Genomic DNA, 15133 nt, shown 5'->3' with positions numbered 1-15133 from the left:
CTTGAGTATAGGAAGGGGGCTAACGATTCGACAAGTGAGCTGTTGCACAATATCGACGCTTGCACAAAACCCGGTGGAGAGGGAGCTTAGAGAACGGTGGGCACCGAACTGTTATGCCACGCCAGCACTTGGCTGACACGGTTGTCCACGGTCTCGATGATTTCCAGGCGATAGCGACCGATTTTCAGGCATACCGGGCTTTCCGGGATGGTTTCCAGCGCTTCGGTCACCAGCCCGTTGAGGGTCTTGGGTCCGTCGCAGGGCAGGTGCCAGCCCAGGGTCCGGTTCAGTTCGCGGATCGACGCCGCGCCATCGATCATCAGGCGGCCGTCAGGCTGGGGATGGACGTGGGGGTTGTCCAGGCTGTGCTCGCTTTCGAACTCGCCGACGATTTCTTCGAGAATGTCTTCCAGGGTGACGATACCCAGCACTTCGCCGTATTCGTCCACCACCATGCCCAGGCGCCGCTGCTGTTTGTGGAAGTTCAGTAATTGCAGCTGCAGTGGTGTGCTTTCGGGCACGAAATAAGGTTCGTGGGAGGCGGCCAGCAAGGCTTCCTTGGTCAGGCTCGCGTCGGCGAGCAAATGACGGATCTGGCGGGTGTTGAGTACCGCTTCGACCTGGTTGATGTCGCTGTGGAACACCGGCAGGCGGGTGCGGCGGTTCAGGCGCAGCTGTTCGATGATGTCGCCAATGGGGTCGTCGAGGTTGATCCCGTCCACCTCGCTGCGGGGCACGAGGATGTCATTGACGGTGATGTTGTCCAGGGCGTGAATGCCGGAAATCGGATGCAGGCGACTGCTGTTGTGCTCGTATTCATGCTCGCCGCGCGGCGGTGCGGGCATTTCGTCATCGCTCTGTTGCACCACGCTGGCCTTGCGGGCAAATGGACGCAGCAATAGCTGGCTGATGCCATTGAGTAGCCAGGCAAGCGGGTAAAGAATTTTCAGCGGTATCCCAAGCAAGGTATTGCCCAGTGCCAGCACCGCGTCGGGCTGGCGGGTAGCGAGGGTGCGCGGCAGGTAGTCGGCGAACACCAGCAGGGCTGCGCTGGTGCCGAGCCAGGCGATCCACGGGCCGTTCTCCAGCCAGGTAAAAATCGCCAATAATGTGCCGATCACCACGGCCAGGGCGCGACACAGGGTATTGCACAGGATCAGGCTGGCCGGCGGAAAGCTCAGTGTTGCCAGCGGCTTGTCACTGGCGCGTGAGGCCGTTCGATGGGCCAGCAGGTGTTGCCGGGCGGCTTCGATGGCAGTGAACAGGGCTGACCAGAGGACCAGGACCACCAACACGGCGAACAGCGGTGCCACGGGCAACGTAGCCATCAAAGCCGTCCGTCACACATGCAGAATGTATTCGCGGACGAGCTTGCTGCCGAAATACGCAAGCATCAGCAGGCAGAAGCCGGCCAGGGTCCAGCGAATTGCCTTGTGGCCACGCCAGCCGAGACGGTTGCGGCCCCACAGCAGCACGCTGAACACCACCCATGCCAGGCAGGCCAGCAGGGTTTTATGCACAAGGTGCTGGGCGAACAGGTTTTCGACGAACAGCCAGCCAGAGATCAACGACAGCGACAACAGGGTCCAGCCGGCCCAGAGGAAGCCGAACAGCAGGCTTTCCATGGTTTGCAACGGCGGGAAATTGCGAATCAGCCCCGACGGGTGCTTGTTCTTGAGTTGGTGGTCCTGCACCAGCAGCAGCAACGCCTGGAATACCGCGATGGTGAACAGGCCGTAGGCCAGGATCGACAGCAGGATATGGGCGAGGATGCCCGGCTCCTCGTCGATGATCTGCACCGTGCCCGAGGGCGCGAACTGCGCGAGCAGCACCGTCGCCAGCCCGAGCGGGAAGAGCAGTACCAGCAGGTTTTCCACCGGAATGCGCGAGCAGGCCAGCAGCGTCAGGGCGATCACGGCCACCGCGATCAGGCTGGCGGCGTTGAAAAAATCCAGGCCCAGGCCGATCGGTGTCATCAAGTGTGTATAAAGGCTGGCCGCGTGGCCAAGCACGGCCAGCACGCCAAGCGTGACCAGCAGGCGTTTGTTCGCCTTGGCGCCGGTGGCCAGGCGGGTGCCCTGATAGAGGGTCGCAGCGGCGTAGAGACAAGCGGCGGCGATGGTGGCAAGCAAGCTGGGTGACAAGGGGAGCATAAATCCTGTTAGGCAGGCCCGAAAGGCGCTGAGTTTGGCATAGAACCGCCTCAGCACGAAAGACCACTGCAAGGTGTACGTAGCACGCTTCTTCGCTATAATCCGCGACCTGCCCACGCCGCAGGCTCGCCGAGCACATTTTTCACGGTCTGGGCCGCCATTATCCCGGTCTTATCTGGGCCTGAAAGGATCGCGCATGTTTGAAAACCTAACCGACCGTCTCTCGCAGACGCTGCGCCATGTTACCGGCAAGGCGAAACTGACCGAGGACAACATCAAAGACACCCTGCGCGAAGTGCGCATGGCGTTGCTCGAAGCCGACGTCGCCCTGCCGGTGGTCAAGGACTTCGTCAATTCGGTCAAGGAACGCGCCGTCGGCACTGAAGTGTCGCGCAGCCTGACGCCGGGCCAGGCGTTCGTGAAAATCGTCCAGGCCGAGCTCGAAAGCCTGATGGGCGCCGCCAACGAAGACCTCAACCTGAGCGCCGTGCCACCTGCCGTGGTGTTGATGGCCGGCCTGCAAGGTGCGGGCAAGACCACCACCGTCGGTAAGCTGGCGCGCTTGCTCAAGGAGCGCAAGAAGAAGTCGGTGATGGTGGTGTCTGCGGACATCTACCGCCCGGCGGCGATCAAGCAGCTGGAAACCCTGGCCAACGACATCGGCGTGACGTTCTTCCCGTCCGACCTGAGCCAGAAGCCGGTGGACATCGCCCAGGCGGCTATTAAGGAAGCGAAGCTCAAGTTCATCGACGTGGTCATTGTCGATACCGCCGGTCGCCTGCACATCGATGAAGAGATGATGGGCGAGATCAAGGCGCTGCATGCCGCGATCAATCCGGTGGAAACCCTGTTCGTGGTCGACGCCATGACCGGCCAGGACGCGGCCAACACCGCCAAGGCCTTCGGTGATGCCCTGCCGCTGACCGGCGTGATCCTGACCAAGGTCGACGGCGATGCCCGTGGCGGTGCCGCACTGTCGGTCCGCGCCATCACCGGCAAGCCGATCAAGTTCATCGGTATGGGCGAGAAGAGCGAAGCGCTCGAGCCGTTCCACCCCGAGCGTATCGCCTCGCGTATCCTGGGCATGGGCGACGTGCTCAGCCTAATCGAGCAGGCCGAACAGACCCTCGACAAGGACAAGGCCGACAAACTGGCCAAGAAGCTGAAGAAGGGCAAGGGCTTCGACCTCGAGGACTTCCGCGACCAGCTGCAACAAATGAAGAACATGGGCGGCCTCGGCGGCCTCATGGACAAACTGCCGAACATCGGCGGCGTGAACCTGGCGCAGATGGGCAACGCCCAGGGCGCGGCTGAAAAGCAGTTCAAGCAGATGGAAGCCATCATCAACTCCATGACCCCGGCCGAGCGCCGCGACCCTGATTTGATCAGTGGTTCGCGCAAGCGCCGTATCGCCATGGGGTCGGGCACCCAGGTGCAGGACATCGGTCGCTTGATCAAGCAGCACAAGCAGATGCAGAAGATGATGAAGAAATTCTCCGCCAAGGGCGGGATGGCCAAGATGATGCGCGGCATGGGCGGCATGTTGCCCGGCGGCGGCATGCCGAAAATGTAAAGAATCTGCGCCGGCTGTCATGCCGGCGTTGCCCCGCACGGATGCGGGGATCTCCAGCAAACCCGTGCTGCACGGGAGCTGACCTGCCGTTTTCATGACGGCTCTATGGCAAATCTTGATTGCATGGCGCCAGGCGCCGGAAAAAGACATTTGCAAAAGTCCGGATATTCCTTAGAATATGCGGCCTTTCGGGCACCTATGCCCGCTGTGCATTTAGATTTGCAGCACCGACTACAGGAACGATGTTCACATGCTAACAATCCGTCTTGCCCTTGGCGGCTCCAAAAAGCGCCCGTTTTACCACCTGACCGTAACCGACAGCCGCAATCCGCGTGACGGTTCCCACAAGGAACAGGTTGGTTTCTTCAACCCTGTTGCCCGTGGTCAGGAAATCCGTCTGTCCGTGAACCAAGAGCGCGTAGCCTACTGGCTGAGCGTTGGTGCACAACCTTCTGAGCGCGTTGCTCAGTTGTTGAAGGAATCGGCTAAGGCTGCGGCCTGAGCAATATGAACGCGACGCCAAAAGATGCTGATGATTTGATCGTTGTTGGCAAGATTTATTCTGTTCATGGCGTTCGCGGCGAAGTGAAGGTGTATTCCTTTACTGATCCGATCAAAAACCTGTTGGACTACAAAACCTGGACGCTCAAGCGCGAAGGCAGCGTGAAACAGGTTGAGCTGGTCAGCGGACGTGGGAACGACAAGTTCCTGGTCGCAAAGCTCAAGGACCTCGATGATCGTGAAGAAGCGCGTCTTCTGGCCGGTTACGAGATCTGCGTGCCACGCAACCTGTTCCCTGAACTGACCGACGGCGAGTACTACTGGTACGAGCTTGTAGGTCTGAAGGTCATCGACCACCTCGGGCAATTGCTCGGGAAAATCGATCACCTGCTCGAGACCGGTTCGAACGATGTCATGGTGGTCAAGCCTTGCATCGGCAGCCTGGATGATCGCGAACGCCTGTTGCCCTATACCGAGCAATGCGTGTTGGCCGTCGACCTCGAGGCTGGCGAGATGAAGGTGGAATGGGATGCGGATTTCTAAACGTGGCTAATTTGCGCGTTGAAGTCATCACATTGTTTCCTGAGATGTTTTCCGCCATCAGCGAGTACGGCATAACCAGCCGCGCGGTGAAACAGGAGCTGTTGCAGCTCACCTGTTGGAATCCGCGGGACTACACCACGGATCGACATCACACTGTGGACGATCGCCCGTTTGGCGGTGGTCCGGGCATGGTGATGAAGATCAAGCCCCTGGAAGATGCGCTGGTTCAGGCCAGGACTGCAGCCGGGGAGGGTGCGAAGGTGATCTACCTGTCGCCCCAAGGCCGCCAACTGACTCAGTCGGCGGTACGCGAGCTGGCGAATTCGGATGCATTGATCCTGATTGCCGGCCGTTATGAAGGCATTGACGAGCGTTTCATTGAAGCTCATGTCGATGAAGAGTGGTCGATTGGCGACTATGTACTGTCTGGCGGCGAGCTGCCGGCGATGGTCCTGATCGATGCGGTTACACGACTGCTGCCTGGAGCTTTAGGGCATGCAGATTCCGCCGAGGAAGATTCCTTTACGGATGGTCTGCTGGATTGCCCGCACTACACCCGACCGGAGGTGTATGCGGATCAGCGTGTTCCCGACGTGTTGCTAAGTGGCAATCACGCGCACATCCGGCGTTGGCGTTTACAGCAGTCCCTTGGTCGGACCTATGAACGACGCGCCGATCTTCTGGAAAGCCGCTCGCTTTCTGGAGAAGAGAAGAAGCTGCTCGAGGAATACATCCGCGAGCGGGACGATAGTTAACAACGTATCGATGGTAAGTCCGACGACTTGCCTTAGGAGCACAGCATGACTAACAAAATCATCCTTGCACTCGAAGCAGAGCAGATGACCAAAGAAATCCCTACCTTTGCCCCGGGCGACACCATTGTCGTTCAGGTGAAAGTGAAGGAAGGCGACCGTTCGCGTCTGCAAGCGTTCGAAGGCGTTGTTATCGCCAAGCGTAACCGCGGCGTAAACAGTGCATTCACTGTTCGTAAAATCTCCAACGGTGTTGGCGTAGAGCGTACTTTCCAGACCTACAGCCCGCAAATCGACAGCATGGCAGTGAAACGTCGCGGTGACGTGCGTAAAGCCAAGCTGTACTACCTGCGTGACCTGTCCGGTAAAGCAGCTCGCATCAAGGAAAAACTGGCTTAAGTCCAGCTTCCGATGCAAAAAAAAGCAGCCTGCGGGCTGCTTTTTTGTTGCCTGCGATTTGGTCTTTGCGCACCCTGCCTGCTTTCGCTGTCCGTTTTCGATGCCGTGTGCACCGGCATCCTTCGTGAGTTTTTATGCCAGCCATCGATCATCCCCTGATAGACCAGTTCCTCGACGCCCTGTGGTTGGAAAAAGGCCTGTCCGATAACACCCGCGGTGCCTATCGCAGCGATCTGGCGCTGTTCAATGGCTGGTTGCAGGAAAAAAACCTGGAACTGGTCAATGCCGGGCGTGAGTTGATTCTCGATCACCTGGCGTGGCGCCTGGAGCAGAACTACAAGCCTCGCTCGACTGCGCGATTTCTCTCCGGCTTGCGTGGGTTTTACCGTTATTTGCTGCGGGAAAAACTCATCGCCGTGGATCCGACCCTGCGGGTGGAAATGCCGCAACTGGGGCGCCCGCTGCCCAAATCCCTGTCGGAAGCCGATGTCGAGGCGTTGCTGGCGGCGCCGGACCTCAGCGAAGCCATCGGCCAGCGCGACCGGGCCATGTTGGAGGTTTTGTATGCCTGCGGCCTGCGTGTCACCGAGTTGATCAGCCTGACGCTGGAGCAGGTCAACCTGCGCCAGGGCGTGCTGCGGGTGATGGGCAAGGGCAGCAAGGAGCGCCTGGTGCCGATGGGGGAAGAGGCGATCGTCTGGGTCGAACGTTATATGCGCGACGCCCGCCACGAACTGCTGGGTGGGCGCCCCAGCGATGTATTGTTCCCCAGCCTGCGCGGCGAGCAGATGACCCGCCAGACCTTCTGGCATCGCATCAAGCACCAGGCCAAGGTCGCCGGCATCAACAAGTCCCTTTCGCCCCACACCCTGCGCCATGCCTTCGCCACACACCTGCTCAACCACGGCGCCGACCTGCGGGTGGTGCAGATGTTGCTCGGCCACAGCGACCTGTCCACCACCCAGATCTACACCCATGTCGCCCGGGCGCGGTTGCAGGACTTGCACGCCAAGCATCATCCGCGTGGCTAGGCGGTGCATCGCTTTTTGTGGCGAGGGAGCTTGCTCCCGCTCGACTGCGCAGCAGTCGCTCATGGAACACCCCCGTTTTTCTGGAGGTTCGTGGTGTCAGGCTCCAGGGCCGCTACGCGCCCCAGCGGGAGCAAGCTCCCTCGCCACCAAGTTCCTGGGCCTCGTGCATTGGGTGCTGTCTTGCGTCAGCGACATTCGGCCACGCGGACCTTATGTGGTAGGCTTTGCCGGTTTGCACAGTGGGCGGCTGGAACCCGATTCTGCGGGTCGGCGTTTCCCCGTCCCATTTGTTCGCCTCAGGAGTTCCCATGCGTTTGATCCAGATGTTCACCGCCGCCGCCATCGCGTTGGCCAGTACTTTTGCCATCGCCGACGACGCGGCGGACAAGGCTATCCGCAAGAGCCTGGAAAACCTTCAGCTCGAAGTGCCCATCGAAACCATCTCGGCCAGCCCCATGGCCGGCCTGTATGAGGTCAAGCTCAAGGGCAGCCGCGTGCTTTACGCCAGCGCCGACGGCCAGTACATCGTCCAGGGCAACCTGTTCGAGCTCAAGGACGGCAAGCCGGTCAACCTCACCGAAATGACCGAGCGCCAGGGCATTTCCAAGTTGATCAACGGCATTCCAGTCGCTGAAACCGTGGTCTATCCGGCAGTGGGCGAAACCAAGTCCCACATCACCGTGTTCACCGACACCACCTGCCCGTATTGCCACAAGCTGCACGCCGAAGTGCCGGAGCTGAACAAGCGCGGCATCGAAGTGCGTTATGTTGCGTTCCCGCGCCAGGGCCTTGGCTCGCCGGGTGACGAGCAATTGCAGGCGGTCTGGTGCTCCAAGGACAAGAAAGCGGCCATGGACAAGATGGTTGACGGCAAGGAAATCAAGGCCGCCAAATGCGAGAACCCGGTTTCCAAGCAGTTCGCCCTCGGCCAGTCGATTGGTGTGAACGGTACGCCGGCCATCGTATTGGCTGACGGTCAGGTGATACCGGGCTATCAGCCGGCGCCACAAGTCGCCAAACTGGCCCTTGGCGCGAAATGATCATGGGCGATCCGCTTTTGAAGATCACGGCTCGGCGAAACCTTCGTCGGGCCGTTAAACACAAAGTCGCGTAGCTGCGCGGCTGTATTTCACGGCCGACCTTGCGTCGGCCGTTTCATGGGGAGTCAAGAGTGAATCCGGTCAAAGTAGGCATCTGTGGGTTAGGTACCGTCGGTGGCGGCACCTTCAACGTACTTCAGCGTAACGGCGAGGAAATTGCTCGTCGTGCCGGGCGTGGGATCGAAGTGGCACAAATTGCCATGCGCACGCCAAAGCCTCAGTTCCAAACGACCGGTATTGCGATTACCAACGATGTATTCGAAGTGGCCACGAACCCTGAGATCGACATCGTCATAGAGCTGGTCGGCGGCTACACCGTCGCCCGCGAGCTGGTACTCAAGGCCATCGAGAATGGCAAGCATGTGGTCACCGCGAACAAGGCGCTTATCGCTGTTCACGGTAATGAGATTTTCGCCAAGGCCCGCGAGAAGGGCGTGATCGTGGCTTTCGAAGCCGCCGTGGCCGGTGGCATCCCGGTGATCAAGGCGATCCGCGAAGGCCTGTCGGCCAACCGCATCAACTGGGTGGCCGGGATCATCAACGGCACCGGCAACTTCATCCTCACCGAGATGCGCGAGAAGGGTCGCACCTTCGAAGACGTTCTTGCCGAAGCCCAGGCCCTGGGCTACGCAGAGGCTGATCCGACGTTCGACGTGGAAGGCATCGACGCGGCACACAAGCTGACGATCCTGGCGTCCATTGCGTTCGGCATTCCGTTGCAGTTCGACAAGGCCTACACCGAAGGCATCACCAAACTGACCACCGCCGACGTGAACTACGCCGAAGCCCTGGGCTACCGCATCAAGCACCTGGGCGTGGCGCGCAGCACCGCCAGTGGCATCGAATTGCGCGTGCACCCGACATTGATCCCGGCCGACCGCCTGATCGCCAACGTCAACGGCGTGATGAACGCGGTGATGGTCAACGGTGATGCCTCCGGCTCGACGCTGTTCTACGGCGCCGGTGCAGGCATGGAACCGACGGCCTCTTCGGTGATTGCCGACCTGGTGGACGTGGTTCGCGCCATGACCTCGGACCCGGAAAATCGTGTGCCGCACCTGGCCTTCCAGCCGGACTCGTTGTCGGCTCACCCGATTCTTCCGATCGAAGCGTGCGAAAGCTCCTACTACCTGCGCATCCAGGCCAAGGACCATCCCGGCGTACTGGCCCAGGTGGCGAGTATTCTCTCGGAACGCGGCATCAACATCGAGTCGATCATGCAAAAGGAAGTCGAGGAACACGACGGCCTGGTACCGATGATCCTGCTGACCCACCGTGTGGTCGAGCAGCGCATCAATGACGCGATCACAGCGCTGGAGGCCCTGCAGGGCGTTGTTGGCCCAGTGGTCCGGATCCGCGTCGAACATTTGAACTAACGCAGCTACAAGCTACAAGCTACGAGCCACAAGTCAGAAGCCACCTCGCTTTTACTTGCAGCTTGTAGCTTACAGCTCGCAGCTCAAACCGAAGGTTTGCCCCTATGCGCTATATCAGCACCCGCGGCCAGGCACCGGCCCTGAATTTCGAAGATGTCCTCCTGGCCGGCCTGGCCACGGACGGCGGTCTTTATGTGCCGGAAAACCTGCCGCGCTTCACTCAGGAAGAAATCGCCTCCTGGGCCGGCCTGCCGTACCACGAGCTGGCGTTCCGGGTCATGCGCCCGTTCGTCACCGGCAGCATCCCGGACGCCGATTTCAAAAAGATTCTGGAAGAGACCTATGGTGTCTTTTCCCACGACGCCATCGCACCGCTGCGCCAGCTCAACGGTAACGAATGGGTGATGGAGCTGTTCCACGGCCCGACCCTGGCGTTCAAGGACTTTGCCCTGCAATTGCTGGGTCGCTTGTTGGACTACGTGCTGCAAAAGCGCGGCGAGCGTGTGGTGATCGTCGGTGCAACATCTGGCGACACCGGTTCGGCCGCCATCGAAGGCTGCAAGCACTGCGAGAACGTCGACATTTTCATCCTGCACCCGCACAACCGCGTTTCGGAAGTGCAGCGTCGGCAGATGACGACGATTTTCGGCGAGAACATCCATAACATCGCCATCGAAGGCAACTTCGATGACTGCCAGGAAATGGTCAAGGCCAGTTTCGCTGACCAGGGCTTCCTCAAGGGCACGCGGCTGGTGGCAGTGAACTCGATCAACTGGGCGCGGATCATGGCCCAGATTGTCTATTACTTCCATGCGGCCCTGCAGCTGGGCGGCCCGGCCCGTTCCGTGTCGTTCTCGGTGCCTACCGGCAACTTCGGCGATATCTTCGCCGGTTACCTGGCGCGCAACATGGGGCTGCCGATCAACCAATTGATCGTCGCCACCAACCGCAACGACATCCTGCACCGCTTCATGAGCGGCAACCAGTACGTCAAGGAAACGCTGCACGCCACGCTGTCGCCGTCGATGGACATCATGGTGTCGTCGAACTTCGAGCGCCTGCTGTTCGACCTGCACGGTCGCAACGGTGCGGCGATTGCCGGCCTGATGGACAGCTTCAAGCAAGGCGGTGGTTTCAGCGTCGAGCCTGAGCGCTGGACCGAAGCGCGCAAGCTGTTCGACTCCCTGGCGGTGGATGATGCGCAGACGTGCGAAACCATCGCCGAGGTCTTCGAGCAAAGCGGTGAACTGCTCGATCCGCACACGGCCATCGGCGTCAGGGCCGCTCGTGAATGCCGTCGCAGCCTGGACATCCCGATGGTGATCCTGGGCACGGCTCATCCGGTCAAGTTTCCGGAAGCAGTGGAGCAAGCGGGCGTAGGAAAAGCGCTTGAACTACCAGCACATCTTTCTGATTTGTTTGAGCGAGATGAGCGTTGCACCGTGTTGCCCAACGACCTGAAAGCCGTGCAGGCCTTTGTCAGTCAGCATGGCAACCGCGGCAAGCCGCTCTGAGCGCTGAAACCTGTCACATTTTGAAGCCCGTCTCCTGACGGGCTTTCTTGTTTCTGCATGCCAAACTGATCGGGTTTTCGCCCTTGGAGGCACGGGCGAGTCATCTCGAAGGAAGTGCAGATGTTGCTTTTTATCAAATGCAAACCAGCGCTGGGCTGGGTGATGTTCCTGGTCCTGATGCACTGGGCGCAGGGAGGAGGTGCAGCTCCATTGGTGGCCCTGGAATCGCCGCCATTGGAATCTGGCGAACCGCTGGCGCTGGATGCCGGGGAAGTGAAGTGGATCAAAGAGAACCCACATGTGATCGTGGCGTCGATGCAGTTTCCGTTGTACCTGTTCAAGAATGAAACCGGGCAGTGGGACGGGCTGAACCATGACATTCTTCAGCGCATCGGGCAGATGACCGGTCTTGCGTTCGTGCATCGGGAGTCGTTCTCCCCCGACCAGTTGCTGACGATGCTGGAGAATGGCGAGGCCGATATGACGACCCTGCTGGCGATGAACGATGAACGCCGGAACTTTCTCCATTTCAGCCATGCCTTTGGCGGGTCCGGCTGGGTATTTGTCGGTCGTGATGGGGAGTCGGCCCTCCATTCGCTGGAGCAATTGGAAGGCAAGGTCCTGGCATTGCCGGTGCGGCATGCGCTGGAGGCGGAAATCAGGCGCGACTACCCGGCCATCGAACTGCGCACGGTCAAGACCTATGGGGAAGCGCGGGCGCTGGTAGAAAGCCGTGAGGCCCACGCCACCATTGAAAATGAGACGGGCGTGCACCTGCATCCGGCGGGACAACTGCAAGTAGGAACGAGCCTTGAGGGCAAGTGGGAACCGGACTATCTGGCTGTGCGCCAAGACCTGACACCCTTGCTCAGTATCTTGAATAAAGCACTCGAGGCATTCCCTGCCGAGGAGATGCGTACGCTGCGCGCCAAGTGGATGTCGGGTATCGTCCCGACCCAGCCGCCTTCGCTTTGGCAGCGGATGTCCCAATGGGGCTACTGGTGCGTGACCGTGGTCGTATTGTTCGGGTTATTGTCACTCTTGTGGAACCGGCGCCTGCAAGCCCAGGTCGATCAGCGCCTCAAGGCCGAGACCGTCCTCAAGGACCAACTGATGCTTCAGAGGGCGCTGATGGATGCCATTCCCGATCCGATATTCATTCGTGACCTGGAAGGGCGCCTGATCATGTGCAACAAAAGCTACGAGGAACAGTTTGCGACCCGCTTTGAAAAACTGCGCGGTACGCGGCTGACCGATTGCGCGGGGTTTCCCCCGGCCACCGCCGAGCTGTTGCATGGGGAGGTGATGGAACAACTGCGAACCGGCCAGTCCCGATTCGCCGATCGGCAATTGATGTTCAGCAGTGGATTACGGGAAATCTATCACTGGTCGGTGCCCTTCTACGGGGCCGACGGGCAGTTGCGCGGCCTGTTGGGAGGCTGGGCCGATGTCGGGCGCCGCTGGCGTCGTTCCGACCGATTCCTGGCCTGACGCAGGCATTCGCTACGAAACTGCATCCTGCGAAGGCGGTTGTTTGCCTGTCATATTGCACGCGCATGCTCGGTTGTACGGGTTCGATGTGTATCGGTTCGGTGCGCTGACGAACTTTCTGCTGCGGCCCACGGTCACTTACTGTGTACATGCAGTTGTTTTTTCAGACTATTGAAGGGTGAGCGAATGGAAAGTATCAGCCTATTGCTGGGTGAGGCTTTGAGCCCGTATCAGGTCACGCTGACCCCCTCCGTTGCTAAGGGCCAATGTCTGGTGACGCTCAGGAATGCCGCTGGGGCCATCGTGGTCGAGCGCGTATTCAATCAGGCCCAATTGAGCGACAAGCGACAATTGACGGACGTAGTCGATGGCCTGCATCGCGATGTGCTGATTGCCGAGGGTCGTCTGGAACCCTGTGTAATTGCGGCGCTGCGCAACCTGGCGGGCGACAAGGTCATGACCGCGGCGAATTGACTGCGGTTTGCTGGGAACCTTCCTACGCCTTAGTGAGTCAGACCTTTTACCAACAAGAGCAAGCATTGTGCTCCGGTGCTTGTCGCTTGTTGTACTGACCTGAAAAGTGGTCACGTTTAACCCCGAGTTGTCTCCCCACTTCTCGGGGTTTCTTTTTGTCCGGCGTTCAGGATTACCTCGCGCTCAAACTACTGAGCGGCGTTGAGTTTTTGTGGGAGCGAGCCTGCTCGCGATAGCGTCGGGACAGTCGAGTTGATGTTGCCTGACGCACCGCAATCGCGAGCAGGCTCGCTCCCACAGTGGATATGCGACGCAGATCTTATGGTGGGCATCAAATAGCCCCGTCGGTGCGCAGCTTGGCGATCTGCTGTGGATCGTAGCCAAGCTCGCCGAGTACCTGTGCGGTGTGTTCCCCCAGCGCCGGCCCGACCCATTCGGAAGTCCCTGGTGTGTCAGAAAGTTTCGGGACGATGCCCGGCATCTTGAACGCCTTGCCGTCCGGCAGCTTGGCCTGTAGGAACATTTCACGGGCGAGGAACTGTGGGTCGCTGAACATATCTTCGGCGCTGAAGATCCGACTGGCGGGTACGCCGGCCTGGTTCAACTGCTCTATGACGGCATCGAGTGGCAGCGAGTTGACCCAGCGATCGATGACGCCATATAGCTCGTCGCGCCGGCTGTCGCGGCCGTCGTTGCTTGCCAACTGCGGGTCACTGGCCAAGTCGTCACGGCCGATGATCTGCATGAAGCGCTTGAAGATCGCGTCGCCGTTGGCGCCAATTTGCACATGCTTGCCGTCGGCGCTGGTGTGGATCGACGACGGAGTGATACCAGGCATGATGTTGCCGGTGCGCTCGCGGATGAAGCCGAACACGTCGAACTCCGGCACCATGCTTTCCATCATGGCGAAGATCGCTTCGTACAAGGCCACATCCACTACTTGCCCGGTTCCGCCGTTGACCTCGCGGTGACGCAAGGCCATGAGTGCGCCAATCACGCCCCAGAGGGCGGCGATGGAGTCGCCGATGGAGATGCCAGTGCGCACGGGCGGCCGATCTTCAAACCCGGTGATGTAGCGCAGGCCGCCCATGGATTCGCCCACCGCACCAAACCCGGGCTGGTCCTTCATCGGCCCGGTCTGGCCAAAGCCTGAAAGCCGCACCATGACCAGCTTCGGGTTCAGCGCGTGGAGGACATCCCAGCCCAGGCCGAGCTTTTCCAGCACGCCGGGGCGAAAATTCTCGATCAGGATGTCGGCTTCGCCAATCAGCTGTTTCAGGATCGCCAGGCCTTGCGGGTGTTTCAGGTTCAGGGTCAGGGATTTCTTGTTGCGGGCCTGGACGAACCACCACAAGGAAGTGCCTTCATACAACTTGCGCCACTTGCGCAGCGGATCGCCGCCGTCGGGGGATTCGACCTTGATCACCTCGGCACCGAATTCACCGCAGATGCGCGAGGCAAAAGGCCCGGCGATCAAGGTGCCGAGTTCGATGACTTTGACGCCCGCAAGGGGTTTGGCAGTTAGCGACATGACGGATCCTGTAGGACAAAAGCGAAACGAGTAGAGCGTTTTATCATAGGCCGCTGTCAGTCGCCGCAGGTTGATGGTCGGCAATTCGTGGATTGCCCGCGTCATCGGTTAGACTTGCCGCCTTTCCTCGTATCAAGAAGCCCGTTCATGGCCCAGCCGTCCACGACCTACAAGTTTGAACTGAACCTCACCGACCTCGACCGCAATGTGTATGAGAATGTGAAGCAGACCATTGCCCGTCATCCGTCGGAAACCGAGGAGCGCATGACCGTGCGCCTGTTGGCCTATGCCTTCTGGTACAACGAGCTGCTGGCATTCGGCCGTGGTCTGTCAGACGTCGATGAACCTGCTCTGTGGGAAAAAAGTCTGGACGACCGTGTGCTGCATTGGATCGAAGTCGGCCAGCCCGATGCCGATCGCCTGACCTGGTGCTCGCGCCGCACCGAGCGCACCAGCCTGTTGGCCTATGGCAGCCTGCGGGTATGGGAAGGCAAGGTAATTCCAGCGGTGAAGAATCTGAAAAACGTCAACATCGCCGCCGTGCCCCAGGACGTGCTGGAAATCCTGGCCCAGGACATGCCGCGTGTGATCAAGTGGGACGTGATGATCAGCGAGGGTACTATTTTCGTGACTGATGATCGTGGCCAGCATGAAGTCCAGTTGCAATGGCTGCTGGGCGAGCGTGGTTGAGCTGC

At 59.9% G+C, this 15133-nt stretch carries 15 protein-coding genes; 12 read left to right on the top strand and 3 right to left on the bottom strand.

The features are described from left to right. Positions 1-86: 86 nt before the first annotated feature. Both PFLQ2_RS05995 and PFLQ2_RS06000 read right to left on the bottom strand, forming a co-directional pair. Positions 87-1328 (bottom strand): transporter associated domain-containing protein, encoded by a 1242-nt coding sequence (locus PFLQ2_RS05995; protein ID WP_003185079.1) that lies wholly within the window; start codon positions 1326-1328, stop codon positions 87-89. 12 nt (positions 1329-1340) lie between these two features. Next, the gene (locus PFLQ2_RS06000) at positions 1341-2153 is read right to left on the bottom strand and encodes a cytochrome C assembly family protein (protein WP_003185078.1); all 813 of its coding nucleotides are present in this window, start codon (positions 2151-2153) and stop codon (positions 1341-1343) included. 196 nt (positions 2154-2349) lie between these two features. On the opposite strand from PFLQ2_RS06000, the gene ffh reads away from it, so the two are divergent. From ffh to PFLQ2_RS28145, 11 genes are all read left to right on the top strand, one after another. Then, positions 2350-3726, top strand: coding sequence for a signal recognition particle protein (gene ffh / locus PFLQ2_RS06005; protein WP_003185075.1), 1377 nt, complete (start codon positions 2350-2352; stop codon positions 3724-3726). Between the two features lie 250 nt (positions 3727-3976). Then, entirely contained in the window at positions 3977-4228 is a 252-nt protein-coding gene (gene rpsP / locus PFLQ2_RS06010; RefSeq protein ID WP_003185073.1) for a 30S ribosomal protein S16, read from the top strand. A gap of 5 nt (positions 4229-4233) precedes the next feature. Beyond that, positions 4234-4770: a ribosome maturation factor RimM gene (gene rimM / locus PFLQ2_RS06015; RefSeq protein ID WP_003185069.1), complete on the top strand. Its 537-nt coding sequence runs from the start codon at positions 4234-4236 to the stop codon at positions 4768-4770. Beyond that, positions 4752-5525 (top strand): tRNA (guanosine(37)-N1)-methyltransferase TrmD, encoded by a 774-nt coding sequence (gene trmD, locus PFLQ2_RS06020; protein ID WP_170845966.1) that lies wholly within the window; start codon positions 4752-4754, stop codon positions 5523-5525. The genes rimM and trmD overlap by 19 nt, the downstream gene beginning before the upstream one ends. Positions 5526-5570: 45 nt before the next feature. Next, positions 5571-5921: a 50S ribosomal protein L19 gene (gene rplS, locus PFLQ2_RS06025; RefSeq protein WP_003175895.1), complete on the top strand. Its 351-nt coding sequence runs from the start codon at positions 5571-5573 to the stop codon at positions 5919-5921. Between the two features lie 134 nt (positions 5922-6055). Continuing rightward, the gene (gene xerD, locus PFLQ2_RS06030; RefSeq protein WP_003185064.1) at positions 6056-6952 is read left to right on the top strand and encodes a site-specific tyrosine recombinase XerD; all 897 of its coding nucleotides are present in this window, start codon (positions 6056-6058) and stop codon (positions 6950-6952) included. Positions 6953-7260: 308 nt separating this feature from the next. Continuing rightward, on the top strand, positions 7261-7992 hold the full coding sequence (dsbC, locus tag PFLQ2_RS06035; RefSeq protein ID WP_003185063.1) for a bifunctional protein-disulfide isomerase/oxidoreductase DsbC: 732 nt from the start codon (positions 7261-7263) through the stop codon (positions 7990-7992). Positions 7993-8123: 131 nt separating this feature from the next. Then, positions 8124-9428, top strand: coding sequence for a homoserine dehydrogenase (locus PFLQ2_RS06040; protein ID WP_003185061.1), 1305 nt, complete (start codon positions 8124-8126; stop codon positions 9426-9428). A gap of 104 nt (positions 9429-9532) precedes the next feature. Beyond that, positions 9533-10942 carry a threonine synthase gene (gene thrC, locus PFLQ2_RS06045; RefSeq protein WP_003185059.1) on the top strand — a complete coding sequence of 470 codons (1410 nt, stop codon included), beginning with the start codon at positions 9533-9535 and terminating at the stop codon, positions 10940-10942. Positions 10943-11062: 120 nt separating this feature from the next. Beyond that, positions 11063-12433 carry a transporter substrate-binding domain-containing protein gene (locus tag PFLQ2_RS06050; RefSeq protein WP_003185058.1) on the top strand — a complete coding sequence of 457 codons (1371 nt, stop codon included), beginning with the start codon at positions 11063-11065 and terminating at the stop codon, positions 12431-12433. A gap of 186 nt (positions 12434-12619) precedes the next feature. Next, positions 12620-12907, top strand: coding sequence for a DUF3509 domain-containing protein (locus PFLQ2_RS28145; protein ID WP_033046253.1), 288 nt, complete (start codon positions 12620-12622; stop codon positions 12905-12907). A 331-nt stretch (positions 12908-13238) separates the two neighbouring features. Here PFLQ2_RS28145 and PFLQ2_RS06055 read toward each other — a convergent pair whose 3' ends face one another. Continuing rightward, a complete protein-coding gene (locus PFLQ2_RS06055; protein WP_003185054.1) occupies positions 13239-14438 on the bottom strand; it encodes a CaiB/BaiF CoA transferase family protein in 1200 nt (399 codons plus the stop codon). 147 nt (positions 14439-14585) lie between these two features. Here PFLQ2_RS06055 and PFLQ2_RS06060 point away from each other — a divergent pair, with 147 nt between their 5' ends. Continuing rightward, on the top strand, positions 14586-15128 hold the full coding sequence (locus PFLQ2_RS06060) for a YaeQ family protein (RefSeq protein WP_003185052.1): 543 nt from the start codon (positions 14586-14588) through the stop codon (positions 15126-15128). Positions 15129-15133 lie beyond the last annotated feature (5 nt).

Source organism: Pseudomonas fluorescens Q2-87 (assembly GCF_000281895.1).
Taxonomy (GTDB): Bacteria; Pseudomonadota; Gammaproteobacteria; order Pseudomonadales; family Pseudomonadaceae; genus Aquipseudomonas; species Aquipseudomonas fluorescens_S.
The sequence above is the reverse complement of the archived record's forward strand: the minus strand, read 5'-3'. Positions and strand labels throughout refer to the sequence as shown.